The sequence below is a fragment of the uncultured Clostridium sp. genome (assembly GCF_934754915.1).
Taxonomy (GTDB): domain Bacteria; phylum Bacillota; class Clostridia; order Clostridiales; family Clostridiaceae; genus Clostridium.
In genome coordinates, this window is sequence record NZ_CAKVKB010000018.1 from 1 (window position 1) to 25,126 (window position 25,126).

Here is a 25,126-nt window from a genome sequence, read left to right on the forward strand (position 1 = left end):
AGAATATTAAGGGATTGTAGCATCAAGATTATATTAAACAATATTAGTTGTTTTAGTAAAAAACAATGATGAATATTGTAGTTATAATGCTTAATGTGACAATCCTTTTTTGTACAAGAAATTATATGATTTTTTTGCTTCAAACATGATAATATTAATGGATTAAGAGGTACGAATCTGTTAATAAAAATTTGAGAAGTATTTTTGAAAATAGTACTAATATAAATTTTATGAAGTGTATTTTTTAAGAGGTAGTTGTTATGCAATGAAATAATAAAGATAGAATTCTTAGTATAATGAATATAAATTGACTAGTTTTTTTGAAAAAATGTCTGCTATACTTTACAAAAAGTTAATAGAGTGTTACAATTAATTTGAAAAAAATGTAAGGAGGCAACACTTTTGAATAGGGAAGAAATTCTAGAGCGTAATAGAAAAAGTAAGCCTGTAGATGAAGGAGAGCAATATGTAGAAGATAAATCACGAAATGTAGGAGAAATAGGAATAATAATGTTTTTTATTATTTTATTTGTGTATAAAGAGTGGAAAGGAATTCCTACTGAAGATTTAATAGGATTGTTTTGGGGATATCTTGGGTTTTCATACATTGGAAAATTTAAATATTATAGGACCAAAAGATATTTGGTATGCACTATATTGGGATTACTTGGAGCGTTAATATTTATAACTTCATACATGTTGAAGATGTGGTAAAAGATTATGCAGAATGAATTAATATTAAACAATAAAATAAGAATGTGGAGAGCTGAAAAAAGAATATCCCAGGGTGATTTAGCTGAAATGGTAGGTGTATCAAGGCAGACTATAAGTTCTATCGAGAATTTACAATTTTGCCCAAGTGCAAAGCTTGCATATTTAATATGTATTGCATTAGAAAAGAAATTTGAAGAAGTATTTTATTTTGAATAAATTGGGAAAGTAAATTAATAAGGGGAGGAATTGAATTATGCAAGAAAATAAATCTTTAATACATGATGAAACTAATCTGGAAAGTAAAGAAAATTTAAAAAACACTAATAAAAGCAGTTTTTTTAAAGAGTGGATTCTTCCAGTAATATTTTCTATAGGAATTGTATTCTTATTAAATAAATTTGTGTTTATAAATGTATCTCTTCCACCAAGCGGTTCTATGATACCAACTTTAAATGATAATGATAGACTTATTGCAACAAGAGTATGGGACAAAGATAAAATAAAAAGAGGAGATATTCTTGTATTTAAGTCAGAAGAACTTGGTGGAAAATTATTAATAAAAAGAGTCATTGGTTTGCCAGGAGATCATATTGAAATTGATAATGGTATAGTCAGTATTAATGGCAAGGAATTGAATGAAGAATATGTTAAGAACGATGAATTATATAATGGAATATTTGATGTGCCTGATAATAGTATATTTTTCTTAGGAGATAACAGGGCAGGATCATATGATTCAAGGTATTGGGAAAATCCCTATATAGATAAGTCGGAAATTGAAGGAAAAGCCCAAATAAGATATTATCCAATTAGTGATTTTAAGATTATAAAATAAAAATCAGCTATACTCAATAAAATAAAAAATTAATTAATATGTTGTACGCTTAAAGTAAATGGATATTGAAAAAATTATAATAATTTTTGATGAATGTTAATGAGATTAATAAAAGGAAATGTTTATATAGAAGAGAGATTAAAAATATGAAAATAGACAGATTATTTTCTATAGTTCAAATTTTAATAAATAAGAAAACAGTAACAGCTAAATATTTAGCTGATAAATTTGGAGTATCCATAAGAACTATATATAGAGACATAGAAGATCTTTCAGCAAATGGGATTCCTGTTTATTCAATTCAGGGAAAAGGTGGAGGAATATCTATTTTAGATAATTATTCTATTGATAAAACACTAGTTTCAGATGAAGAACAGGACAAAATTCTTATGGCTCTACAGAGTGTAAATGCTACAGGACAGATTGATGTTAAGGATTCACTTATAAAATTAAAAAATGTATTTAAAAAAGATGATACTGATTGGATACAGATTGATTTTTCAGGATGGGAACAAAGCGAAGAAGAAAAGAAAAATTTTGAACTTATAAAGAAAAGCATAATGGATGTAAAGTGTATTAAATTTTTGTACTATAGTAATAAAGGCGAGTCACTGGAAAGAATTATTGAACCATATAAGCTCATTTTTAAGGGAAATAAATGGTATATATATGGATACTGCAAAAAAAGAAAGGATTTTAGATTCTTTAAACTTACACGAATTGATAATATACATATATTAGAGGAAGGATTTAAAAAGAGAAAAGAAGGAATAGTAAACACTCAATATAATGAAGAGGAAAAAAAAGACTACATAGATGTTAAATTAAAGGTAAATATGTCTGCTGCTTCACGTGTTTATGATGAATTTAGAAAAGGCATAATTAGGAATGAAGGTGATTTCCTTATTGTAAAGTTTAGAATGCCTAAATATAAATGGCTTTATAATTATTTTATTGGGTTTGGAGAAGAGCTGGAGATTCTTGAACCTGAATACATGAGAAAAGAATTTAAGCAGTTTATAGAAAACATATTAAATAAGTATTGAAGAAGTTGAAGTCAATTACACATTATAAATTAAAATATATAGATTTTTAGTATAACCTGACATTATGATGTCAGGTTATACTTGTTAATATGAGAATATAAGAAAGGAGATGGATGTTTATGGAATATACAGTAGTTAATTTAAAAGGAATGAAAATAGAAGGATTGAGTGCAGTAACTAAGAATTCAGATCCTGATATGCCATGTGTAATAAGTGGTTTATGGGGAAAATTCTATGAAGGTGGAATTTGCCAGAGTATATCTAATAAGGTTAATGAAAAGGCTGTAGAGATTTATTCAGATTATGAAAGTGATGTAAATGGAAAGTATAAAGTTACTGTAGGTTGTGAAGTGAGTCAATTTAGTAATAGAAAAGATTTGAGTATTAAAACAATTTCAGAAGGGAAATATGCAAAATTTATAGTGAAGGGACATATGATTAAAGCAGTTCAAGAATTCTGGCAGAAGTTATGGAAAATGGATTTAGATAGAAGTTATAAATGTGATTTTGAAGAATATCAGAATAGTTCCATTGATAATGCAGTAATTCATATATATATTTCTATCAATTAAAATTTATATATATTCCAATTAATAATTTACAGTTGACAATCAAGGATAAAATCTTTTCAAGATTTCTTTGAAATTTTTATATGTGTAAAATAAATTTTAAATGTAATTTCAGTCTTGATATATATAAATTATGGGATAGAATAAAAAAATGGTCTAATATTAGAGAAAAGTAAATAAAAATATATAATGTATTAGATTCCTCTAAAATCGTTTATATATGAGGATTAGGAGGAATTCTTATGCATTGTTTTTTACAAAATAATTATAAAAATTAAAAAAAGTTAAAAAAAAGTGTTGACATATTATCTGTATCTCGATATAATTCTATTTGTGATCTGGTGATGATGGCGTAGAGGTAACACTCCTTCCCATTCCGAACAGGAAAGTTAAGGTCTATAGCGCCGATGGTACTGCACGGGAGACTGTGTGGAAGAGTAGGAAGTTGCGAGGTAAGATGGCTCGATAGCTCAGTCGGTAGAGCAGAGGACTGAAAATCCTCGTGTCACTGGTTCGATTCCAGTTCGAGCCACCATATATGGCGCTATAGCCAAGTGGTAAGGCAGAGGTCTGCAAAACCTTTATCCCCAGTTCAAATCTGGGTGGCGCCTCCAAATAAGAACTGAAGCATTTGCTTCAGTTTTTTTATTTATAAATAATATTTTTTACAAACAAAAAAGATATGTTTGGATTACATATCTTTTTTAAAACATATCCTTTTTGTATAGTATAAATGCTACAATAGTACAAAGACCAGCTATTATTCCCATAACAGCAGTAAAAGATTGCGGACCATGAGCAAATGGAAGAACATCAATATTCATACCATAAATACCACTGATTATAGTAGGAATTGCTAGTAATATTGTTACAGAAGCTAAGACTTTCATTACAATATTAAGATTATTGGATATTACAGAAGCAAAGAAATCCATTGTACTTGCAAGAATATTACTGTAAATTTCAGTCATTTCAATAGCCTGCTTATTTTCTATAATAACATCTTCCAAGACATCTTTATCTTCCTCATATTTTTGCATTAGTTCCAGCTTTAGCATTTTTTCTAATGTTATTTCGTTAGCTTTTAAAGAAGTAGAGAAATATACAAGAGATTTTTCTAAAGAATGCAGTTGGATTAATTCTCTATTTTTCATTGATTTATGAAGCCTTTTTTCAATCATAAGGCTTTTTTTATCAATCTGTCTTAAATAAATTAAATAGTAAGTTGAAATTCTATTTAAAATCTGTAATATAAATCTTGATTTTTTAAATGTATAAAAAGATTTAACTTTCATATTAATAAAATCAGTTAGAATTTTACTGTTTTTTAAACATACAGTTATTATCTGTTTTTCAGTATGTATAATTGCCAAGGGGTATGTATCATAAGTTAGAGAGTTATCCTCCATTTCAGTAAAGGGAATATCTACAATTACTAATAAAGTGTCATCTTCAATCTCTATACGTGAAGTTTCCTCATCATCTAATGCTGATTTTAATAAATCAAGATTGACGCCAGTTTTTTTTGAAATTAGAATTAATTCTTCATCTGATGGTGCAACTATATTTATCCATGATCCATTTTCAATAGTATCTAATATTTTTAGGTTGCAGTTAGATTCACTCTCGCTTTTATAAATTTGAATCAATGTGTACACCTCCTGATAGTTATTATATTTATTATACTATTATAACATATATACTATATGTCTAGGATAAATATTTAATAAAGCTCCAGACAACATAAAGATGAATGGAGCTTATGATATTTATTTAATTGTGTTATAGAATTCACTTTTTACTTCTTTTAAAAGAAGTTCATTTTCTATTAAATCTACAGCAGTATGAGCTAAAGAAGTTGCAGCAATTAAACTTTGAGTTAGAGCAAATTCAGATATGGTATTCTTAGCAAATTCGATACTTCCATATTTAATATTATTTGTTCCTTCTTTTAATACAGAAATATAAGGATGAATACAAGGAACTTTGTGACTTACATCACCAATACTTAGACCAGCATATATGTTTTTAGGTTGGTGAATGTGAATTATACCATTTTCTTTAAGATTATGACTGAATAATCTATTTAAAGTTCTGTTTGTTATTAGTTCTTTATTAGGACATTCATATAGGAAAAACTTATGCTGAATATTAGTCAGATCAGTTACATGATTAGCAATACTTCTAATTTTATCATCACCAAATTCAGCTGTTTTTATATCGGTAGCTCGAATATAAAATTTAATTTCTGTTTTTGAAGGCAAGAATAATGGAGTCTCTCCACCATTTGATATAACTGAATTAATTTCAAGGTTGTTAGAAAAGCCTTTTTTTATTGATTGAAGTATATTTAATGTAAGCAGAGATGCATCCAAAGGTGTATATGCATTTTTATTTAAAAAGCTTAATTCTTTCTTGCCAATAAAATTAAGACCAAGAGGTATTATTGCAGAAGAAGACCCACTTTCACAAGTTTCTACATCAGGATGAGTTACTAGAACTACATCAATATCATCAAATACACCTTGCTTTACCATAGTTCCTTTTGTCCCACCAAGGTATTCTCCTGGACATCCAATTAATATTGAAGAACCACCTATTTTATCAACAATATTTCCTAATGCAATGGCAGCAGCAAATGATGTAGCTGTTATCAGATTATGACCTGTTATATGTCCTTCATTTTCTATTGCATCATATTCGCATAAAAAACATATTTTTGGATACCCAGAACCTTTTTGAGCCCAAAATGCATTATCTATATCTAAAAAGTTTTCCTTAACATCAAAGTTATATTTTTTTAGCAAGTTACAAATATATTTTGAAGAATCAGATTCATTGTAGCTTGTTTCAGAAGTTTGATATAAATATTTAGCCAAATTTTCTATATCATCTTTGCATGTAGATAAAAAAGAAATAATATTTTGTTTCATAAGTTTAAATTTTACTAAAGATAAATTATTATAAATTAGCAGTTATAATCTTTAGTAAATTCTCCTTTCTAAAATTCTATCTAATTAATTTTAGTATTACCAATAAAATAAAAATAATTTATTTATAAATGATAGGTATTAAATTTTCTAATAAGGAAATAATTTTAGATAGATTTATTTTTTATGTTAAAAAGGGGGAATAATTGTGGAAAACTTATTAAAAAAATGTTTTATATGTGGACAAATTAAGAGTGATGGTATAATAATAAATGGAGAAATGATTTGTAGAGATTGTGAAAGAAAGATTATAGATACAAAGGTAGAAGATTCGGAGTATGATGAACTTAAGGATTCAATAAAAGTAATTTTATTTGATGAATGTGTAAATTAGATTACTACTTTAGTATATTTCTCTAATATATTTAATGAAGTGAGGTATATATGAGTAAAGGATTGTTTATAACTTTTGAAGGTGGAGAAGGTACTGGAAAAACAACAGCCATAGAATCAATATATGATTGGATTGTAAAAAAAGGATTTAAATGTATAAAAACAAGAGAACCAGGCGGGATAAAAATAGCAGAACAAATAAGACAAGTTATTTTAGATAAAGAAAATACAAAAATGGACGGAAGAACAGAAGCACTTCTTTATGCAGCAGCAAGAAGGCAACATTTAATTGAGAAAGTTATACCAGCATTAGAAGATGGATATGTGGTTTTGTGTGATAGATTTATAGATTCTTCACTTGCATATCAAGGTTATGCAAGAGGATTAGGAATTGATGAAGTTATGAGCATAAATAAGTTTGCAATAGAAGATTATATGCCAGATATATCAATATTATTTGACTTAGATCCTAAAATTGGATTGAAAAGAATAAGTATGAATGAAGAACGTGAAATTAATAGGCTTGATCTTGAAAAACTAGATTTTCATGAAAAAGTAAGAGAGGGATATAATAAAGTTTATGACAAAAATAAGGATAGAATTGTCATGATAAATGCAGATCAATCTAAAGAAGCGATTGTAGCTGAAATTAAAAATATATTGAATGAAAAGTTAAAACAGAATTAGCAATATAATATTTAAAGTAATATCAAATGCATCCTATTTGTGGTAAAATAAAGAATATCTATTTACTTTATTAAAAAAATTATTATTTTAAAGGGTGGAATTGAAAATGAAATTAGTTATTGCTATTGTAGAAGATGAGAATTCAATAAATTTGATAGATGCCTTAACTGATGGTGAATATAGAGTGACTAAACTAGCTACTACAGGAGGATTTCTTAAATCAGGAAATACAACTTTACTCGTAGGAGTTGAAGAAGATAGAGTTAATGATGTTGTAGGTATAATAAAGAATGTATGTAAAAAGAGAAAAGAAATAAGATCTACTCCAACAGCAATGAATGGAGCTGAAAGTGCGATTATGCATCATCATTATCCTATACAAGTGAGTGTAGGAGGCGCTACTGTTTTTGTAATTGATGTAGATCAATTTATAAAAATATAATATTAGGAGAGTAAGAAATTGAGGAAGATACTAGGACATGAAAATATTATAAAAGGAATTGACAGAAGAAAAATTAATAATTCTTTTTCTCATGCAAACTTAATTGTTGGTGCAGATGGAATTGGAAAGAGTGTTGTGGCAAAGTATCTTTCAAATAATATTATAGAGCCTAGAGATAATGTTGAAAGTGTGGATATTGTAAGATATTATCCTTCTTCTGTATCTTTTGGTGTTGATGATGTCAGAAATATAATTGAAGAAGTAAATAAAAAGCCTTATGAAGGGGATAAGAAAGTATTAATATTATACAGATGTGATAAAATGACTGCACAAGCCCAAAATGCATTATTGAAAACAATAGAAGAACCACCAGAAGGGGTATATTTAATATTATTAAGTGATTCATTAGAAAATATATTGGATACTATTCAATCAAGATGTCAGGTATATAAATTAACACCTTTATCTAAAGAAGATATAGAAAAATATATTGATTTAAATTATTCAAATATAGATTCTAGTGACAAGCAGGCAGCTATTGCATTTAGTACTGGAATACCTGGAAAAGTGGATAAATTTATAAACGATGAAAAATTAAAAGAATTAAGAAATATATGTGTTGAGTTATTTTTAGATATTCTTAAACGAGAACATGGTATTGTGCTTAAATATGGAGAATTGCTAAAAAACTTTAAAGATGAAAAATATGATCTTTTAGATATGTTTATCTTATTTATAAGAGATATTATAATATTTAAAGAATTAAATAACAAAAATTTAATTGTTAATTTTGATAAAATAGATGATATTGAAGATATATCAAGGGGAATATCTTATAAAAAGCTTAATAGTATGTTAGAATACATAAAAGAAGCTAGAATAAATTTTAATAGTAATACAAACTATTCAATGACTGTTAGTGTAATGCTGATGGGATTTGCGGAGGTATAAATAGATGATAAAAGTAATAGGAGTGAGATTTAAAAAAGCAGGAAAGATATATTATTTTAGTCCTGCTGATTTTGATATAAAAAGGAATCAATATGTAATAGTGGAAACTGCAAGAGGAATTGAATTTGGAGAATGTGTAATTGGAATAAAAGAAATCAGTGAAGAAGAAATAGTGTCTCCATTGAAATGTGTTATAAGAATTGCAGATGAAAAGGATATTCAAAAACATAGAGAAAATAAATCAAAAGAAATTGAAGCATTAGATATATGTTTAAAGAAGATTAAAGAACATAAACTTGATATGAAATTAATAGATGTAGAATATACTTTTGATAATAACAAAGTTATTTTTTATTTTACAGCCGATGGAAGAGTAGACTTTAGAGAATTAGTTAAGGATTTGGCAACTATATTTAAAACAAGAATTGAATTGAGACAAATAGGTGTAAGAGATGAAGCTAAAATGGTGGGAGGTCTTGGACCATGTGGAAGGCCTATGTGCTGTTCAACATTTTTAGGTGATTTTGCTTCGGTTTCAATTAAAATGGCAAAGGAACAAAATCTTTCGCTTAATCCTACTAAGATATCTGGAATATGTGGTCGTTTAATGTGCTGTTTGAATTATGAACAGAGTACATATGAGGAAATAAGAAAGAGATTGCCTAAAGTTGGAGCAACTGTGAAAACTGAAAATGGAACAGGTTTGGTTGTAGGCAATTCAATAGTGAATGAGATGGTTAAGGTAAAACTTAAAAGAGGAGACGAAGAAGTTGTTGAAGAATTCAAAATCAACAATATTGAATTAGTTTCTGGGGAATACGAGGATACTATTGATGATAGTAATATAAAATTAATACCTGAATCAGAGGAAGATAAAAAACTTATAAAAAATCTGATTAATGAAAAATAGAGGTGGGCTATGAAATCAGTAATAAGAATTTTAAATATGGATTCACAAGAAGATTCGAAAAAAATTCAGAATGTTATTTCACATAATGCTGGAATTATAGCAAGTCAGATATCTTTAAATAAAAAAGAAGTAACAATAGTTTATGATGAGTTATCGGTAAAAATAGAAAAAATATTAGAATCAATAGAAGATATGGGATATTTGGTGATTTAAATAATTTCTATAAATAATGATTAAATTTAGAAAATAGATAGTATAAAATACTTTAAAAACATTAGGATACATGATAAAATGTAATTGGTTAATTACCACAATTTATTAGGAGGTGTTCTAAATGGCATATGTTATTAATGATTCATGCGTTAGTTGTGGAGCATGCGCTGGAGAATGTCCAGTAGAAGCTATATCTCAAGGAGATACTCAATTTGTTATTGATGCAGATACTTGTATCGATTGTGGAAACTGTGCAAATGTTTGTCCAGTAGGAGCTCCAAACCAAGAATAATTATAAAAAAGGAGACTGCTTTAGAGCAGTCTTTTTTCTTTAAAAACTAATAGGTGGAGTTAAAAGTAAAACATTCATATTGTTAGTATTTAAATTCCAATCAGATAAATTTATCTGATTGGAATTAATTTTTTGTATATTATTCATAGATATTAGAAATTTTTTACTGCCGTTTAAATTGATAGAAGTTAAATTCGTTTTATAGTGCATTGGTATAATATAATGTGGTTGTAATAACTTGCAAAGTTTTGAGGCAGTATTTCCATCTATCGTAAAATTCCCACCAATAGGTATAAGAAGAAAATCTAAAGAACTAAGATGATTCAAAACTGAATCATCAGGTATATTTCCGAGATCTCCCAAATGGGCCAATGATATATTTTTGAATTTAAAAATATATATTATATTACGTCCTCTTTTTAAACCATTATAATCATCGTGGAATGAATTTAATCCTTCTATATGTACATAATCTAAATTCAGAATATCACATGTATTAAGAATTTTAGTTTTTGCATTTATTTCATTTATGTAAGAATGATCAAAGTGATTATGACTTATAGTTATTAAATCACATTTTGGAAAATTTGAATTGTAGCCCAAATAATTATTAAATGGGTCCATTAAAATTCTTTTACCTTCATCTGTTTTTATTAAAAAGCAAGAATGTCCAAACCAAATTAATTGCATAAATATCCTCCGAATTTGAATACTATAAATATACTAATTAGTTTTAACAATAATATGAAAATTTAATCTCTCTGTTTTTCGATTCTTTTAATATTTTAAATCTTAAAAAATTAGGATAATATAGATGTTCTAATAATAAAACTATATTAATAATTAAAGAAATTTTTTTAAAATTTAAGTATTCATTGTAAATTGTATATTGTTAATTGGAATATATAATTATGTACTTTAAAAGCTAAAAAAATAATAGTATAATTATATAAAGTCAAAGTAAGTCAAAAACAAATATTTTATTAACAAAGTAAGCAGGTGATGTTATGGCAAGACTTTCAGATGTAATAGAAGACTTTATAAAGGATATGTTTAATAATAACGACAACAATAATAATGTCGTATTTATACAAAGAAATGAATTGGCTGATCAGTTTAGATGTGCTCCTTCACAAATAAATTATGTATTAACAACAAGATTTACGTATGAAAAGGGTTATCTAATAGAAAGTAAAAGAGGTGGTGGAGGACATATTGCCATCAAACAACTTGAAAAAGACTCTTTAAAAAACAGAGAAGAAATAATAAATGAAAGTATTGGAGATACAATAACATATCATAATGCCAGTGCATTGTTAGATCATTTACAGGAGTCGGAGATTATAAGTAAGAGAGAATGTCAAATAATGAAGATGGCAGTAAATGATAGAAGTCTTACGTCATCAGAAAATAGAAATAAAGTAAGAGCTGATATATTAAAAGGAATGATTATGATAATTTTATCTTAAGGGCGGGGATATATATGTTATGTGAAAAATGTAAAAAAAACGAAGCTAGAATTAATTTAGTTAAAATAATTAATGGTGAGAAACAACAGATATGGTTGTGTGAAGAATGCGCTAAAAATATTTCAAATATACCATTTTTAAATTCAATACCTGATGGAGCAGGATTTCCATTTCAAGAAATTTTAAATGGATTGTTAACAGGAGTTGAAAATTCAAGACCAAGGAAAGAACGAATTAAACCTTCATGTCCAACTTGTGGATTAACATATGATGAATTTAAAAAGACTAAAAAAGTTGGATGTTCTGATTGCTACAGTGTATTTAAAGAACCAATTAAGGCAATAATTAAAAATACTTATGGAGAAAAGGTTCATAAAGGAAGAATTCCTAATAGGGTACACAAAGAATTTTTTCAAAGGGATAAACTCAAAAATCTTAAACAGCAGTTACAAATATTAATTGAAGAAGAACAATATGAAAAAGCAGCAATTATAAGAGATGAAATAAGACAAATAGAATTGCATATAATAGACAGTAATATTGGTTCTGATAACAATGTATGTAAGGAGGAAAACTGTAATGAATAACTGGATTCTTAATTGTAATCAGAATGATTTAGTTGTAAGTACAAAAATTCAACTTTCTAGAAATGTTGAAAAGGTGCCGTTTACTGAGAAACTTACTGTTACTGCTGGAAGAAAAAATGTTGAAAATATATATAATTCTATAAAAAATAATTTTAATGAAGATGAATTCAAATTTTATGAAATCTGGGAAAATGATAAAAGCAGTTTTAATAAATATATTGATAGAGATTTAATAAGTGAAAAATTACTTGAAAACGCAGATAAAGCATCATTTATTTTAAATACTGATGAAACTATAAGTATTATGATAAATGAAGAAGATCATATAAAGATTCAATGTATTACTTCAGGATTGAATTTGGAAGATGCTTTAGATAATGCAGTTAAAATCGATCAAAAAATTGAAGAATGTGTAAAATATGCTTTTGATGAAGAATTTGGATATCTGACTTCGAAAATAGAAAATGTTGGAGCTGCTATGAAAGTAAATGTATTAATACATCTGCCGGCTTTGACTATGAGTAAGGAAATTGAAAAAGTTTCTAAAAAATTAAATAATAGAGGATTAGAAATAAAATCACCATATTCTGATGGTTCTAATTTAGGTAATATATATATAATATCTAATAAGGCATCTTTAGGTATGGATGAAGAAGAAATCATAAGTACAGTAAAAGAAGAAGTTTTAAATTTAATTGCAGATGAATATAAGTTTAGAGAAGTATTAACAGGAAAATGCAAATATGAACTTGAGGATAAAATATATAGGGCTCTTGCTATTTTAAAACATGCAGTATTGTTAGATTTTAAAGAAGCATTAGATTTAATATCTAAAGTAAGGCTTGGTGTAGAATTATCAATAATTCAAATTGATAAAGAAAAATTAAATAAATTACTTGTAAGTATCAAAGATTCAGCAATTGAAAGTGTGTTGGGAAGAAAATTAAGTGAAAAAGAAATAAACTATGAAAGAGCTAATATAGTTAGAAAATTATTAATATAAGTAAGATTGTGAGGTTAGAAGATGGAATATAGCAAATTGACAGAACGAGCTCAAGTTGTAATCTTAGAAGCAGAAAATGAATCTGAAAAATTTAAGCATGGATATGTAGGTACAGAACACATATTACTTGGTGTTTTGAAAGAAAATGGATATTCAGCTGAAGTGCTTGAGAAATATGGAATATATCTGGAAAATATAAGAGAAATGCTTCAGAAATATTTAGGGTATGGTGATGTTGTTAAACAAGGAGACGATATATTATTAACTCCAAGAACTAAAAGATTATTGGATGAAAGTTTTTTAGAAGCGAAAAAGTTAAATCATAGATTTGTAAGCCCAGAACATATATTATTAGCACTAACAGCACAAGAAGAAGGAATGGCTTATACAATATTAAAAAGCTTAAAACTTAATTTTGCTGCTGTAAGACAGGATATAATTGCATTTTTATCAAGTGGAAGTTATGAAGATAAATCTGTAGATAAAAATGAAGATGGACATAATATTAAAAAAGAAAAGACTCCTATGCTTGATAAATATGGAAGAGATCTTACTCAAATGGCACAAGATAAAAATTTAGATCCTGTAATAGGAAGAGATAAGGAAAATCAAAGAGTCTTAGAGATATTATGTAGAAGAATAAAGAACAATCCATGTCTTATTGGAGAACCAGGAGTTGGTAAAACTGCAGTTGTAGAAGGCCTTGCACAAAGAATAGTGGAAGGAAACGTACCAGAAATTCTTAGAAATAAGAGAGTGGTATCTTTGGATTTGACATCTATGATAGCAGGAGCTAAGTATAGAGGTGAATTTGAAGAACGTCTTAAAAAGACAATGGAAGAAATACGCAAAGATAAAAGTGTAATAATATTTATCGATGAAATACACACAATTATTGGAGCAGGAGGAGCTGAGGGTGCAATAGATGCATCCAACATACTAAAGCCCGCTTTAGCTAGAGGTGAAATTCAATGTATTGGTGCAACTACAATTGATGAGTATAGAAAGTATATTGAAAAAGATTCTGCCCTTGAAAGAAGATTTCAACCAATAACTGTAAATGAACCTTCTAAGGAGGATACTTTAGAAATATTAAAAGGATTGAGAGATAAATATGAAGAACATCATGGAGTTAAGATAACAGATGAAGCATTAGAAGCTGCTGTTGAATTATCTGCAAGATATATAACAGATAGATTTATGCCGGATAAAGCAATTGACTTAATTGATGAAGGGGCTGCTAAGATAAGGATAGAAAGTTTGACTACTCCTCCAGATCTTAAAGATATTGAAGAAGAAATAGCAAAGATAGATAAAGAAAAAGAAGAAGCTATAATGATTCAAAACTTTGAAAAAGCAGCAAGTTTGAGAGATAAGGAAAATGAATTAAAAGATGAATTGAAAAATAGAAAAGCTGTATGGAATTCTCAAAGTTCAGAAAAATCTTTAATTGTAGATAAAGAACAAGTTGCTAAAGTTGTATCTGCATGGACTAATATTCCAATTGAAAAATTAACTGAATCAGAAAGTGAGAAACTCTTACATTTAGAAGATATACTTCATAAGAGAGTTGTAGGTCAAAATGAAGCAGTTAAATCAATTGCAAGAGCTGTTAGAAGGGCAAGAGTTGGAATTAAAGATCCTAATAGACCTATTGGAAGTTTTATATTCTTAGGACCAACAGGAGTTGGAAAAACTGAGCTTTCAAAAGCACTTGCAGAAGCTATGTTTGGAGATGAAGGCAATATTATAAGAGTAGATATGTCAGAATATATGGAAAGTCATTCTGTTGCAAAATTAATTGGAGCACCTCCTGGATATGTTGGGCATGACGATGGGGGACAATTAACAGAGGCTGTCAGAAGAAAACCTTATTCAATAGTTCTTTTAGATGAAATTGAAAAAGCACATCCTGACATATTTAATGTTCTTCTTCAAATAATGGAAGATGGAAGGCTTACAGATGGAAAGGGCAAGGTTGTAAATTTTAAAAATACAATAATAATAATGACATCTAATGTAGGAGCACATCAAATTAAAAAGCAAAATACTATAGGTTTTAATTCGATTAAAAATGAAGAATCTGATTATGAAAAAATGAAGGAAAATATTTTACTTGAACTTAAGAAACAATTTAAACCAGAATTTTTAAATAGAATAGATGATACTATAGTGTTCCATAAACTTAATGATGAAGATTTAGATAAGATTATGGATCTGATGCTTAATTCAATTAAAGAAAGGCTTAAAAATAGAGATATTTATTTGAATTTTGAAGATGACAGCAAAAAGTTCTTGTTAAATAAAGGAATAGATATTGAAAATGGAGCAAGACCTTTAAGAAGAATATTAATTAAAGAAGTAGAAGATAGACTTAGTGAAGAAATTCTTATGGGCAATATACAGATAGGAGATAAAGTAAAGGTTAGTAATTCAGACGATAAACTCGTTTTTAGCAAATTAGCATAGTTCATATGTGAAACTGTACTGAAAATTTTTATTGAATTTTCAGTACAGTTTTTATATAATGCTTAATTAAGTTTTTTGATATAAGTTAATGGTTATGATTATATATGAACAGGAATTTATATAAGCATATTTGCCTTTTATAAAACAAATAATATATAAGGAATAAAGATTTTTGTGTAAAAATAATCATTTAGATGATAAAATCAATAAAAACATATAATTGATTAGGAGAAGTTATGAATAAAGAAATAAAAGAGTTGGATTTAATAATAATTGGTGGGGGGCCAGCAGGATTAACTGCAGCAATATATGCTGGCAGAGCTAAATTAAAAACTTTGCTTTTGGAAAATATGATTCTAGGAGGTCAAGTGAGAAATAGTTTCACGATTGAAAATTATCCTGGATTTAAAAAAATTGAAGGAAGCAAATTAGCAGATTTGTTTCAAGAACATGCAACTGAGTTTGGAGCAGATATAGATGAATTTGACTTGATTGAAAATATATATCTTTCTAATGATGAAAAGATTATTGAAACAGAAATGTATACTTATAAACCTAAAGCAGTAATAATAGCAACAGGAGCTGTTCCTAAAAAACTTCCTATAAAAGAAGAAAAGGAATTTTCAGGGAAAGGAATTCATTATTGTGCAGTATGTGATGGAGCTATGTATGAAGGTAAAAAAATTGCGGTTGTAGGAGGCGGAAATGCAGCACTTGAAGAGGCTTTATTTTTGACTAAATTTGCAGAAAAAGTATATCTAATTAGAAGATATGACTATTTTAGAGCTGAACAGTCAATAATAGATCAAGTGTTAAATAATCCTAAAATAGAAGTGCTTTTTAATGAAGATTTAATTCAAGCTAAAGGAGAAAACTTTTTAAGCAGCGTTATATTAAAAAATACTAAAGAAGGAACATTATCTGAATTGGGTGTTGAAGGTGTTTTTGTGTATATAGGAACAGAACCGGAGACTTCTAATGTAAAGAAATATCTAAATTTAAATGAAAAAGGCTATATAATTACAGATGAAGATATGCAGACAAATATAAAAGGAGTTTATGCAGCTGGAGATGTAAGAGAGAAAAAATATAGACAAATTACAACAGCTGTAGCAGATGGAACAATAGCACTTCTTAATGCAGAAAAATACATATTGCAAAGTGAGTAAAAAGAAGAGAAGCTGACTTGAAGTTGGCTTCTCTTTTTAAAATGAAGGCTATTTACCTAAGGCTTTTAAAATAGCAGGTTTATCAAAACCAATTATAATATTATCATTTATATCTAATACTGGAACACCCATTTGACGAGATTTTTTTATCATTTCTTCTCTTGCTTCCATATCATCTTGAACATTTAATTCAGTATATTCAAGATTTTGAGATTTTAAATAAGCTTTAACTTTATCACACCAAGGACAAGAATCTGTAGTATATACTTTTATCATAAAGCAACTATTACTATTAAATTATGAAAGTATTAAATAGCAATAGTTTTTCACCTCCTTAATTAATATTTTGTAGATATTATTATAGTATAGCGTTAATATGTAGGCAAGATATTAGAGCATATAATTTAAGATGTAAAACATAAAATAAATTTACTATTAAATAATTGTTTGTCATTTAATAATATTAGAATTATCAAGATTAGAATTAAAAATTAAGTTATTAAATTGATATTGTGAACAGTTATAACTTGATAAGTGGGTTAAATTTATATGATAAGGTTCATGAAGAATGTTTGATTTGGGTTCAGGAATGTTATTAATATAATTATTATTTAACATACTATATCAGCTCCTTAAATTTTATTCATTATAGTTTTTGTAATAAATCCCTCAATTATGTTGAAACAATTGAGTTAATTGAGAATATATTAAACAGCATTAATATAATCAAAATAAATTATTAAAACATTGGATTATGGTATAATAATTAATAGGAATAATATTATATTTTTATATAAATTTCTAAGGGAGATATTTAATGAAGAAGAAAACAGTTTATAGATGTTCAAATTGCGGATTCGAAAGCATTAAATGGCTAGGAAAATGTCCAACTTGCAATTGTTGGAATACATTGGATGAAGTTGTTATAGAAGCTAAGAATACTACAGCATCAAAAGTGAGAGATGCTTCCAAAAAGCCAATAAGGAAATTGAATGAAGTAATATCCAATAAAAGTGATAGAATAATCACAGGAATAAATGAATTTGATAGGGTTATGGGTGGAGGAATTGTTAAAGATTCTATATCAATAATTACAGCAAGACCAGGTGCAGGAAAATCAACATTATTACTTCAGATATCAAATGAAGTGGCTAAACAAGGACTTAAAGTTATTTATGCATCTGGAGAAGAAAGTGACAGTCAAATAAAGAACAGGGCAGACAGAATTCTTGATAAGATACATGAAAATATATGGGTGTTACAAGAAACAAATCTTGATAATGTGTTGGATTCAGTAGAAGAAGTTGATCCTGATTTATTGATAATAGATAGTATTCAAACATTTACTATGGAGAATGCAATGCCGGCAAGAGCTGGATCACCAACTCAAACTATGGAGTGCGCAAATGCACTGCTTAATGTTGCTAAGAATGAAAAGAGGCCTAGGGCAGTAATAATTGTGGGTCAGATGACCAAAAATGATGAACTTGCAGGATTGAGAGCGCTTGAACATCTTGTGGATACTGTTTTGATAATTGAAGATGATAATGATGAAGAACTCAGGGTTCTTGTAAGTTCAAAAAACAGATTTGGAGGAATTGAAAATGGATTTTTTCAAATGTGTGAAAGAGGAATCTTATCAATTGATAATCCATCAGAATTTTTTATGACTAAAAGAGATGAAGGAGAAATCGTTTCTGGAAGTGCGTTAGCAGTTATAAAGGAAGGAACACGCTCTATAATAACTGAAATAGAAAGCCTTGTATCTAAAAGTTTTACACCATATCCAACACGTATAGGCGAAACATTAGGTAAAGATAAACTTAATACGTTAATATCTATACTTGAACAAAGAGGTGGGATAAATTTATTTGATAAAAATGTGATAATAAAGACTACTGGAGGAATAAAAATTCGTGAACAAGGAATAAACTTAGCAGTAATAATGAGCATAGTTTCATCTGTAAAACAGCAAGGAATTGAATCTAATATAGCGTTTATTGCAGATGTTGGATTGACTGGAGAATTAAAAAAAGTTCCATCATTAGAAAGTAGAATAAAAGAATTGGCAAGAATGGGATTTAGAAGGGTTTATGTTCCTAAGGATTCTTTTGTGAAGAGACCTAACATAAAAGAAATTGATATAGTTCAGCTTAAAACATTAAGTGATGTTATAAAACATGTATATAATTGATTAATTTATATGATATAGAAATGTTGTATGGAATGAATTATTTTGGTAAAGTATAGATAAGTATAGTCAATAAATTATTAACTCCATAATTGTTATTGAGTATGGAATTTTATTATAGTATCATATAAATTAGAAGTAAATTTTTGAAGTTTAAATTTGAACTATAAAGATAATTTTTTGACATATTAACTATTACTTTAAATAATTCAATATGAAAAATAAATTACATAAATTTAAGGATTAAAAATTTATTTTATAGAATTTTTAAGAAATCTATTGTATCTATATTTAAATCTGATTTAAATATATTTTCTAATTAAAATATGTGGTAAATATAAATTAATCTATGATGAATAGGGGTGAGTGTATGAGATTAGAAAAAGGAACAGGTATTAAAGATGTATTAAAAATAATATGTCCTGGCACTCAGCTGAGAGAAGGAATTGAAAATATATTAAGAGCTAAAACAGGTGGATTAATAGTAATTGGTGATGATGAAGAAGTAATGGAACTTGTTGATGGTGGTTTTTATATTAATTCAGAATATACTCCTTCATATGTTTATGAATTAGCTAAGATGGATGGAGCTATAGTAATAACAGGTGATTTAAAAAAAATAGTATGTGCGAATGCGCAACTAATTCCAGATTCATCAATACCAACGTATGAAACAGGAACAAGACACAGAACAGCTCATAGAGTAGCAAAACAGACTAATAATATAGTTATTGCAATATCTCAAAGAAGAAATATAATAACTATGTATAAAGGTGACATTAAATATGTCTTGAGAGAAAGCAGTGTGATTTTAAGTAAAGCTAATCAGGCTATTCAAACTCTTGAAAAATATGTAGCTGTTTTAGAACGTGTAATTAATAATTTGAATTTGCTAGAATTTCAAGATTTAACTACTTTGTTTGATGTGGTTAGTGCAATTCAAAGAACCGAAATGGTAATGAGAATTGTTGAGGAAATAAATATGTATATATTAGAACTAGGTAATGAAGGAAGACTTATTTCCATGCAGCTTAATGAACTAGTTAAACATGTAGAGAGAGATGGAATTTTGTTAATAAGAGATTATTGTGCTGAAGGATATAAATTCAATGAAGTTTATGAACATATTCAAAGATTAAATTCGTCAGAACTTCCTGATTTAGATGCTATAGCTAAAACTTTGGGATATGGAGGAATACCGCTTATGGATACTTTAATATCACCAAAGGGATATAGAATATTGAGCAAGGTTCCAAGGATTCCATCAAATGTAATAGAAAATCTAATTAAAGAATTTAAAGAATTAAGCAATATAATTGAAGCTGATATTGACGAATTAGATAATGTTGAAGGAATAGGTGAAGCTAGAGCAACAGCAATAAAAAATGGATTGAAACGTATAAAAGAGCAGGTTTTATTAAAGAAAGAGTTATAATGTGAATTATACACAGAATTTAATTATGTTAGACTCATAAAAGCATAAATAAAGTTTTATGCTTTTATGAGTCTTTTATTTTAATAAATTGAATTTATAATATTGAAAGACATTTACAATATATGTTGTAATTATCTTTTGCATTTTAAGCTTTAATTGGATTACATTAATGTATTATTAGTCAATATTGAATAATAATTAATATAAATTGAATTTTCCTAAAGTTACAGACTTATTATATTCTTTAAGTAAAACATCATATAAATTAATATTTAAATGATTGCAAAGTGCTGCTAAATAGAAGAGATTATTACCAATTTCTCTTTCTATTATTTCATGACACTTATCACAAAGTTCACCATTAATATGAGTGCCTAAACAATTTTTTAAATCTATTTGGGAGTCAAATTTGTTTTTTGGAATATGTTGTTTTTCAGCAGAAATATTTATACAACCACATTGAGTCACTGATTTTGCTATAGAACGAGTGATTTTAGAAGTGGATTCATTGTATTTTGTAATTATATCTAGGATACTTCTATGGCGTATTAATGAATCATCTACACAATTTTGAAAATCATCAAATATTATATCTTTCATATTTTCAGCTCCTTAATTAAAATAATATACAAAAAGGCACTATAATATAATGAATATTGGTAATAATTATATTTGAAATATGTGTATATAATACAAAATTAATTTTTAAATTAATAGGGGGCTTGTGAATTAAACTTAAGAATTTATTCATTTTAGAAGAGGATATTGTATGTTATAATTAACAATATAGTGTAATCTTTATTATTATTGATTAAAACAAAATAAAAATGTAAATAATTTAAGAGGAGGTGAAAAGAATGATAAAAAAGATTACTAGAGGTGTGTTTTCTGTAATGGGATTAATTTTAGGATATATTATTGCAGAAGCATTACTTGAAATACCTCAGATTGCTGATTTATCGTATTTTTCGAAAAGCATTTCACGAATAGCATTTATAGTTGTTCTTTCTATTATATCTGGACTTATATTATATATTATTTCTCCTGCAATATATAAAGGTATTTCGAATTTAATTGAGTATGTTGAAAAAAATGCACAAAAAATGAGTATTACAGAAATAATTTATGGAACAATAGGAGCTGTAGTGGCTTTAATTTTAATGACATTTATTGCAAAACCTATAAGTGATCTTCATAGATTTTTTGGACCTATTCTTTTGGTTTTATTAAATATTTTGGCAGCTGTTATTGGAGCAGAAATATTAATAAAAAAGAAGGAAGACGTAACAACTTTACTTTTAAATATAAAAAAGCCAATTAAAGAGAAAAAAGCTAAAGAATCTTTAAAAGAAGTAAAAGATGAAAAGGAAATTAAGGGAGAAATCCCTAAAGTTTTAGATACGTCTGTAATAATCGATGGAAGAATTTTTGACATATGTGAAACTGGTTTTATTGAAGGACCTTTAATAATACCTAATTTTGTATTAGTAGAATTAAGACATGTATCAGATTCAGCTGACGCGTTAAAAAGAAATAGAGGAAGAAGAGGCTTGGATATTTTAAATAAAATACAAAAAGAATTAACAATTGAAACTAGAATTGTTGATGATGATTTTCCTAAAATACCTGAAGTTGATGTAAAACTTTTAAAGCTTGCTCAAAATATGAATGGTAAGGTAATAACCAATGATTATAATTTAAATAAAGTTGCTGAATTTCAAGGGGTACCAGTATTAAATATAAATGAACTATCAAATGCAATAAAACCAATAGTTTTGCCAGGAGAAGAAATGGTAGTAGATATAGTTAAAGATGGTAAGGAATCAAGCCAAGGAGTAGCATATTTAGATGATGGAACTATGATCGTTGTTGAAGGTGGAAAAAAGCATATAGGTGAAACTAAGGATGTTGTAGTTACTTCGGTTTTACAGACAGCAGCTGGAAGAATGATATTTGCTAAGCCTAAAGAAAATTAATTTATAAAAGTGTTAAATTTAATATTAAAAGGAGACTTTTCTAAATGGTTAGTGCAATAGTATTAGCTGGAGGAAGAGGTAAGAGAATGGGTTCAGTTCAAAGCAAACAGTACATTGATTTGAATGGAAAGCCCATTCTTTATTACACTCTGAATCGATTTATAAGCAATGAAAATATTGATAAAGTAATATTAGTAATCCCAAAAGATGAAACTCAATTTTGTCAGAGAGAGATTTTGGAAAAATATAATCTCAAAGTTGATGAGATAGCTTTTGGAGGAAAGGAAAGACAAGATTCTGTATATAATGGCTTAAAAAAAGCTGAGGGTTCAGATATTGTTTTGATTCATGATGGAGCAAGACCTTTTGTATCTGATAAGATTATAGAAAATGGCATTAAATATGCAAAATTATATGGTGCAGCAGCTCCAGGAGTAATGCCTAAAGATACTATTAAAGTAAAAAACGAAAAAGGATTTTCTTTAGAAACGCCTGATAGAAATACTCTTGTAGCAGTCCAGACTCCTCAGGTATTCGATTATAAAATGATATGTGAATGTCATGAAAAGATAAAAGAAAACAAAATAGAGGTTACTGATGATACGATGGTTGCTGAAATTTTTAATAATAATGTGTATTTATATGAAGGGGATTATACCAATATTAAGATAACAACTCCAGAAGATTTGATATTAGCACAATATTTGGTGGAATCTTAGTATATTGACAGTTAATTTTTTAAAAGTTATAATAAATTAAAAATAAAATGAATTTTAGAGCAATGATGAAGAATAGTAGAAGTCGGCTTTTAAGAGAAAAAGTCCATAGGCTGTAAGACTTTTAATAGACTTTGAACCAGCTTCGGAGCAGTAGGAAAAAACTATCGGTTTAATACCGTTATCATTATTAGAGAACAAATTTAGGTGGTACCGCGAGTTGAATCGCCCTAATATTATAAGTATTAGGGGCGATTTTTTATTTTGTATCAAAATATGATAGCTGTTGAAAAATTGATATATTTAAATAATGATACAGATAGAGAAAAAATTTAAAATTAGTAATTAAATTATAAAGTATTTAATTATTGTGTAAATAATAATGGACAATTGATTAGGAGGAAATTAAAAATGAAAATGTCTAATATGTTAATCTCTACATTGAGAGAAGTTCCAGCAGAAGCGGAAATTGACAGTCATAAACTTATGTTGAGATCTGGAATGATAAGAAAGATGGCTGCTGGTATATATAATTATATGCCTTTAGGATTAAAAGTTCTTAAAAATGTAGAAAATATAGTAAGAGAAGAAATGAATGCAGCAGGAGCTCAGGAATTCCTTGCTTCAGCTATGATACCAGCTGAATTATGGCAGGAATCAGGAAGATGGGATGCTTATGGAGCAGAAATGTTTAGGGTAAAGGACAGAGGCGATAGAGATTTTTGTTTAGGACCTACTCATGAGGAAGTATTTACAGATATAGCTAGAAATGAAATTAAATCTTATAAACAACTTCCATTAAATTTATATCAAATTCAAACTAAATATAGAGATGAACGTAGACCAAGATTTGGCGTGATGAGATCTAGAGAATTTATAATGAAAGATGCATATAGTTTTGATAAAGACCAAGCAGGATTAGATATTGCATTTAATAAAATGCATGATGCATACGTTAAAATATTTAGCAGATGTGGATTAGATGCAAAACCAGTTGAGGCTGATTCTGGTGCAATTGGAGGAGCTAATTCAGCTGAATTTATGGTTAAATCAGAAGTGGGAGAAGATGATGTAGTATTCTGTAGCAGCTGCAATTATGCTGCAAATATAGAAAAAGCAGTTTCGATTCCAGAAAAAGAAGAAAAAGTAGAATTACAAGAATTAAAAGAAACTGAAACTCCAAATGCAAAAACTATAGAAGAAGTAGCAGCATTCTTTAATAAAAATGCAAAGAATTTTGCTAAAACTATTTTATTTAATGCTGATGGAAAGATAGTTGCTGTTATGGTAAGAGGCGACAGAGAAATAAATGAAGTCAAAGTAACAAATGCTATTGGAGAGGTTCTTAATCTTGAATTAGCAAGTAATGAAGAAGTTCATAATGCTACAGGAGCAGCTGTAGGATTTGCAGGTCCAATTGGATTAAAAGCGGATATATTATTAGTAGACGAAGAAGTAGCAAACATGTATAACTTTATAGTTGGAGCTAACAAAACAGGATATCATCTTGAAAATGTAAATTATGGAAGAGATTTTGAAGGCACTGTTGGTGATTTTAGAAATGTAACTGAAGGTGAAAAATGCCCATGTTGTGGAGCAAAAGTTACAATAGCAAGAGGAACAGAAGTAGGGCATATATTCAAACTTGGAACTAAGTATTCAAAAGCTATGAATGCAAACTTTATAGATGAAGATGGTAAGGAAAAACCATTTGTAATGGGATGCTATGGAATAGGAGTTACAAGAACAATGGCATCAATAATAGAACAACATCATGATGAAAATGGAATAATATGGCCATTATCGGTTGCACCATATCATGTTTCTGTGATTCCTGTAAATATTAAAGATGAAGAACAGATGAAAGTTGCAAATGATTTATATGAAGAATTAACTTCTATGGGAGTTGAAGCACTTTTAGATGATAGAAATGAAAGAGCAGGAGTTAAGTTTAAAGATTCAGAACTTATGGGAATTCCTATGAGAGTAACTGTTGGTAAAAAGATTAATGATAGAGAAGTTGAATTTAAGCTTAGAGACGGTGAAATGGAAGTTGTAAAAATAAGTGATGTATGTAATCTTGTAAAAGGTGAATTTGAAAAAAATAATATGAAATTAAAATAATTTTA

27 protein-coding genes, 2 tRNA genes and 1 rRNA gene are annotated in these 25,126 nt (G+C 27.7%); 25 read left to right on the forward strand and 5 right to left on the reverse strand.

Translation table 11 applies throughout. The features are described from left to right. The first annotated feature begins 402 nt into the window (after positions 1 to 402). The 8 genes from Q0F58_RS04900 (at position 403) to Q0F58_RS04935 (ending at position 3,778) form a co-directional block, all read left to right on the forward strand. Positions 403 to 714, forward strand: coding sequence for a DUF6442 family protein (locus Q0F58_RS04900; RefSeq protein ID WP_294373204.1), 312 nt, complete (start codon positions 403 to 405; stop codon positions 712 to 714). Between the two features lie 6 nt (positions 715 to 720). Further along, the gene (locus Q0F58_RS04905) at positions 721 to 930 is read left to right on the forward strand and encodes a helix-turn-helix transcriptional regulator (protein ID WP_294373206.1); all 210 of its coding nucleotides are present in this window, start codon (positions 721 to 723) and stop codon (positions 928 to 930) included. A gap of 37 nt (positions 931 to 967) precedes the next feature. Beyond that, positions 968 to 1,549, forward strand: coding sequence for a signal peptidase I (gene lepB / locus Q0F58_RS04910; protein ID WP_294373209.1), 582 nt, complete (start codon positions 968 to 970; stop codon positions 1,547 to 1,549). A 146-nt stretch (positions 1,550 to 1,695) separates the two neighbouring features. Next, on the forward strand, positions 1,696 to 2,595 hold the full coding sequence (locus Q0F58_RS04915) for a YafY family protein (RefSeq protein ID WP_294373211.1): 900 nt from the start codon (positions 1,696 to 1,698) through the stop codon (positions 2,593 to 2,595). 119 nt (positions 2,596 to 2,714) lie between these two features. Further along, entirely contained in the window at positions 2,715 to 3,167 is a 453-nt protein-coding gene (locus Q0F58_RS04920) for a GyrI-like domain-containing protein (protein WP_294373213.1), read from the forward strand. 334 nt (positions 3,168 to 3,501) lie between these two features. Beyond that, a 5S ribosomal RNA gene (gene rrf, locus Q0F58_RS04925) occupies positions 3,502 to 3,618 on the forward strand. 5 nt (positions 3,619 to 3,623) lie between these two features. Next, positions 3,624 to 3,699 (forward strand) — tRNA-Phe (locus Q0F58_RS04930). 5 nt (positions 3,700 to 3,704) lie between these two features. Beyond that, positions 3,705 to 3,778: transfer RNA gene (locus Q0F58_RS04935), tRNA-Cys, on the forward strand. A 90-nt stretch (positions 3,779 to 3,868) separates the two neighbouring features. On the opposite strand, the gene Q0F58_RS04940 is transcribed toward Q0F58_RS04935, so the two are convergent. Beyond that, a complete protein-coding gene (locus tag Q0F58_RS04940) occupies positions 3,869 to 4,813 on the reverse strand; it encodes a magnesium transporter CorA family protein (protein ID WP_294373215.1) in 945 nt (314 codons plus the stop codon). 120 nt (positions 4,814 to 4,933) lie between these two features. Continuing rightward, a complete protein-coding gene (locus tag Q0F58_RS04945; protein WP_294373216.1) occupies positions 4,934 to 6,097 on the reverse strand; it encodes a M20 family peptidase in 1,164 nt (387 codons plus the stop codon). A 205-nt stretch (positions 6,098 to 6,302) separates the two neighbouring features. On the opposite strand from Q0F58_RS04945, the gene Q0F58_RS04950 reads away from it, so the two are divergent. The 7 genes from Q0F58_RS04950 (at position 6,303) to Q0F58_RS04980 (ending at position 9,982) form a co-directional block, all read left to right on the forward strand. Then, the gene (locus Q0F58_RS04950; protein WP_294373218.1) at positions 6,303 to 6,488 is read left to right on the forward strand and encodes a sigma factor G inhibitor Gin; all 186 of its coding nucleotides are present in this window, start codon (positions 6,303 to 6,305) and stop codon (positions 6,486 to 6,488) included. Positions 6,489 to 6,538: 50 nt separating this feature from the next. Continuing rightward, on the forward strand, positions 6,539 to 7,174 hold the full coding sequence (gene tmk, locus Q0F58_RS04955; RefSeq protein ID WP_294373220.1) for a dTMP kinase: 636 nt from the start codon (positions 6,539 to 6,541) through the stop codon (positions 7,172 to 7,174). 106 nt (positions 7,175 to 7,280) lie between these two features. Continuing rightward, positions 7,281 to 7,616: a cyclic-di-AMP receptor gene (locus Q0F58_RS04960; RefSeq protein ID WP_294373222.1), complete on the forward strand. Its 336-nt coding sequence runs from the start codon at positions 7,281 to 7,283 to the stop codon at positions 7,614 to 7,616. An 18-nt stretch (positions 7,617 to 7,634) separates the two neighbouring features. Further along, positions 7,635 to 8,567 (forward strand): DNA polymerase III subunit delta', encoded by a 933-nt coding sequence (locus Q0F58_RS04965; RefSeq protein WP_294373224.1) that lies wholly within the window; start codon positions 7,635 to 7,637, stop codon positions 8,565 to 8,567. A 4-nt stretch (positions 8,568 to 8,571) separates the two neighbouring features. Beyond that, the gene (locus Q0F58_RS04970) at positions 8,572 to 9,477 is read left to right on the forward strand and encodes a stage 0 sporulation family protein (RefSeq protein ID WP_294373226.1); all 906 of its coding nucleotides are present in this window, start codon (positions 8,572 to 8,574) and stop codon (positions 9,475 to 9,477) included. A gap of 9 nt (positions 9,478 to 9,486) precedes the next feature. Further along, positions 9,487 to 9,690 carry a heavy-metal-associated domain-containing protein gene (locus Q0F58_RS04975; protein WP_294373227.1) on the forward strand — a complete coding sequence of 68 codons (204 nt, stop codon included), beginning with the start codon at positions 9,487 to 9,489 and terminating at the stop codon, positions 9,688 to 9,690. Positions 9,691 to 9,811: 121 nt separating this feature from the next. Then, complete coding sequence (locus tag Q0F58_RS04980; RefSeq protein WP_294373230.1) at positions 9,812 to 9,982, forward strand: DUF362 domain-containing protein; 171 nt, start codon at positions 9,812 to 9,814, stop codon at positions 9,980 to 9,982. Between the two features lie 39 nt (positions 9,983 to 10,021). Here Q0F58_RS04980 and Q0F58_RS04985 read toward each other — a convergent pair whose 3' ends face one another. Beyond that, entirely contained in the window at positions 10,022 to 10,672 is a 651-nt protein-coding gene (locus Q0F58_RS04985; protein ID WP_294373232.1) for an MBL fold metallo-hydrolase, read from the reverse strand. A 317-nt stretch (positions 10,673 to 10,989) separates the two neighbouring features. Between Q0F58_RS04985 and Q0F58_RS04990 the strand changes: the two genes are divergently transcribed. From Q0F58_RS04990 to trxB, 5 genes are all read left to right on the forward strand, one after another. Further along, entirely contained in the window at positions 10,990 to 11,451 is a 462-nt protein-coding gene (locus tag Q0F58_RS04990) for a CtsR family transcriptional regulator (RefSeq protein ID WP_294373234.1), read from the forward strand. 14 nt (positions 11,452 to 11,465) lie between these two features. Further along, positions 11,466 to 12,038, forward strand: coding sequence for a UvrB/UvrC motif-containing protein (locus Q0F58_RS04995; protein ID WP_294373236.1), 573 nt, complete (start codon positions 11,466 to 11,468; stop codon positions 12,036 to 12,038). Beyond that, positions 12,031 to 13,041: an ATP--guanido phosphotransferase gene (locus Q0F58_RS05000; RefSeq protein ID WP_294373238.1), complete on the forward strand. Its 1,011-nt coding sequence runs from the start codon at positions 12,031 to 12,033 to the stop codon at positions 13,039 to 13,041. The genes Q0F58_RS04995 and Q0F58_RS05000 overlap by 8 nt, the downstream gene beginning before the upstream one ends. Before the next feature lie 21 nt (positions 13,042 to 13,062). Continuing rightward, positions 13,063 to 15,510, forward strand: coding sequence for an ATP-dependent Clp protease ATP-binding subunit (locus Q0F58_RS05005; RefSeq protein ID WP_294373240.1), 2,448 nt, complete (start codon positions 13,063 to 13,065; stop codon positions 15,508 to 15,510). 236 nt (positions 15,511 to 15,746) lie between these two features. Then, positions 15,747 to 16,679: a thioredoxin-disulfide reductase gene (gene trxB / locus Q0F58_RS05010; protein WP_294373242.1), complete on the forward strand. Its 933-nt coding sequence runs from the start codon at positions 15,747 to 15,749 to the stop codon at positions 16,677 to 16,679. Between the two features lie 48 nt (positions 16,680 to 16,727). Here the strand turns inward: trxB and Q0F58_RS05015 are convergent, their stop codons facing one another. Then, a complete protein-coding gene (locus Q0F58_RS05015; protein ID WP_293978838.1) occupies positions 16,728 to 16,955 on the reverse strand; it encodes a glutaredoxin domain-containing protein in 228 nt (75 codons plus the stop codon). Between the two features lie 541 nt (positions 16,956 to 17,496). Between Q0F58_RS05015 and radA the strand changes: the two genes are divergently transcribed. Both radA and disA read left to right on the forward strand, forming a co-directional pair. Next, positions 17,497 to 18,873: a DNA repair protein RadA gene (gene radA, locus Q0F58_RS05020; protein ID WP_294373245.1), complete on the forward strand. Its 1,377-nt coding sequence runs from the start codon at positions 17,497 to 17,499 to the stop codon at positions 18,871 to 18,873. Between the two features lie 367 nt (positions 18,874 to 19,240). Further along, positions 19,241 to 20,305 carry a DNA integrity scanning diadenylate cyclase DisA gene (gene disA / locus Q0F58_RS05025; RefSeq protein WP_294373247.1) on the forward strand — a complete coding sequence of 355 codons (1,065 nt, stop codon included), beginning with the start codon at positions 19,241 to 19,243 and terminating at the stop codon, positions 20,303 to 20,305. A 198-nt stretch (positions 20,306 to 20,503) separates the two neighbouring features. Here disA and Q0F58_RS05030 read toward each other — a convergent pair whose 3' ends face one another. Further along, positions 20,504 to 20,905, reverse strand: coding sequence for a DUF1573 domain-containing protein (locus Q0F58_RS05030; protein ID WP_294373249.1), 402 nt, complete (start codon positions 20,903 to 20,905; stop codon positions 20,504 to 20,506). A gap of 257 nt (positions 20,906 to 21,162) precedes the next feature. On the opposite strand from Q0F58_RS05030, the gene Q0F58_RS05035 reads away from it, so the two are divergent. From Q0F58_RS05035 to Q0F58_RS05045, 3 genes are all read left to right on the forward strand, one after another. Beyond that, the gene (locus tag Q0F58_RS05035) at positions 21,163 to 22,281 is read left to right on the forward strand and encodes a PIN/TRAM domain-containing protein (protein ID WP_294373251.1); all 1,119 of its coding nucleotides are present in this window, start codon (positions 21,163 to 21,165) and stop codon (positions 22,279 to 22,281) included. Positions 22,282 to 22,325: 44 nt separating this feature from the next. Then, positions 22,326 to 23,000, forward strand: a complete 675-nt coding sequence (gene ispD, locus Q0F58_RS05040; RefSeq protein WP_294373253.1) for a 2-C-methyl-D-erythritol 4-phosphate cytidylyltransferase — start codon at positions 22,326 to 22,328, stop codon at positions 22,998 to 23,000. 408 nt (positions 23,001 to 23,408) lie between these two features. Continuing rightward, positions 23,409 to 25,121 (forward strand): proline--tRNA ligase, encoded by a 1,713-nt coding sequence (locus tag Q0F58_RS05045; RefSeq protein ID WP_294373255.1) that lies wholly within the window; start codon positions 23,409 to 23,411, stop codon positions 25,119 to 25,121. Positions 25,122 to 25,126: the final 5 nt, after the last annotated feature.

Coding starts and splice junctions, on each gene's coding strand:
- Q0F58_RS04970 (WP_294373226.1), top strand. CDS start 8,572: ATGATAAAAGTAATAGGAGTGAGATTTAAAAAAGCAGGAAAGATATAT.
- trxB (WP_294373242.1), top strand. CDS start 15,747: ATGAATAAAGAAATAAAAGAGTTGGATTTAATAATAATTGGTGGGGGG.
- Q0F58_RS04980 (WP_294373230.1), top strand. CDS start 9,812: ATGGCATATGTTATTAATGATTCATGCGTTAGTTGTGGAGCATGCGCT.
- Q0F58_RS05035 (WP_294373251.1), top strand. CDS start 21,163: ATGATAAAAAAGATTACTAGAGGTGTGTTTTCTGTAATGGGATTAATT.
- Q0F58_RS04995 (WP_294373236.1), top strand. CDS start 11,466: ATGTTATGTGAAAAATGTAAAAAAAACGAAGCTAGAATTAATTTAGTT.
- Q0F58_RS04975 (WP_294373227.1), top strand. CDS start 9,487: ATGAAATCAGTAATAAGAATTTTAAATATGGATTCACAAGAAGATTCG.
- Q0F58_RS04960 (WP_294373222.1), top strand. CDS start 7,281: ATGAAATTAGTTATTGCTATTGTAGAAGATGAGAATTCAATAAATTTG.
- Q0F58_RS05045 (WP_294373255.1), top strand. CDS start 23,409: ATGAAAATGTCTAATATGTTAATCTCTACATTGAGAGAAGTTCCAGCA.
- radA (WP_294373245.1), top strand. CDS start 17,497: ATGAAGAAGAAAACAGTTTATAGATGTTCAAATTGCGGATTCGAAAGC.
- Q0F58_RS04985 (WP_294373232.1), bottom strand. CDS start 10,672: ATGCAATTAATTTGGTTTGGACATTCTTGCTTTTTAATAAAAACAGAT.
- Q0F58_RS04990 (WP_294373234.1), top strand. CDS start 10,990: ATGGCAAGACTTTCAGATGTAATAGAAGACTTTATAAAGGATATGTTT.
- Q0F58_RS04920 (WP_294373213.1), top strand. CDS start 2,715: ATGGAATATACAGTAGTTAATTTAAAAGGAATGAAAATAGAAGGATTG.
- disA (WP_294373247.1), top strand. CDS start 19,241: ATGAGATTAGAAAAAGGAACAGGTATTAAAGATGTATTAAAAATAATA.
- Q0F58_RS05030 (WP_294373249.1), bottom strand. CDS start 20,905: ATGAAAGATATAATATTTGATGATTTTCAAAATTGTGTAGATGATTCA.
- Q0F58_RS05005 (WP_294373240.1), top strand. CDS start 13,063: ATGGAATATAGCAAATTGACAGAACGAGCTCAAGTTGTAATCTTAGAA.
- Q0F58_RS05000 (WP_294373238.1), top strand. CDS start 12,031: ATGAATAACTGGATTCTTAATTGTAATCAGAATGATTTAGTTGTAAGT.
- Q0F58_RS05015 (WP_293978838.1), bottom strand. CDS start 16,955: ATGATAAAAGTATATACTACAGATTCTTGTCCTTGGTGTGATAAAGTT.
- Q0F58_RS04915 (WP_294373211.1), top strand. CDS start 1,696: ATGAAAATAGACAGATTATTTTCTATAGTTCAAATTTTAATAAATAAG.
- Q0F58_RS04945 (WP_294373216.1), bottom strand. CDS start 6,097: ATGAAACAAAATATTATTTCTTTTTTATCTACATGCAAAGATGATATA.
- ispD (WP_294373253.1), top strand. CDS start 22,326: ATGGTTAGTGCAATAGTATTAGCTGGAGGAAGAGGTAAGAGAATGGGT.
- lepB (WP_294373209.1), top strand. CDS start 968: ATGCAAGAAAATAAATCTTTAATACATGATGAAACTAATCTGGAAAGT.
- Q0F58_RS04905 (WP_294373206.1), top strand. CDS start 721: ATGCAGAATGAATTAATATTAAACAATAAAATAAGAATGTGGAGAGCT.
- tmk (WP_294373220.1), top strand. CDS start 6,539: ATGAGTAAAGGATTGTTTATAACTTTTGAAGGTGGAGAAGGTACTGGA.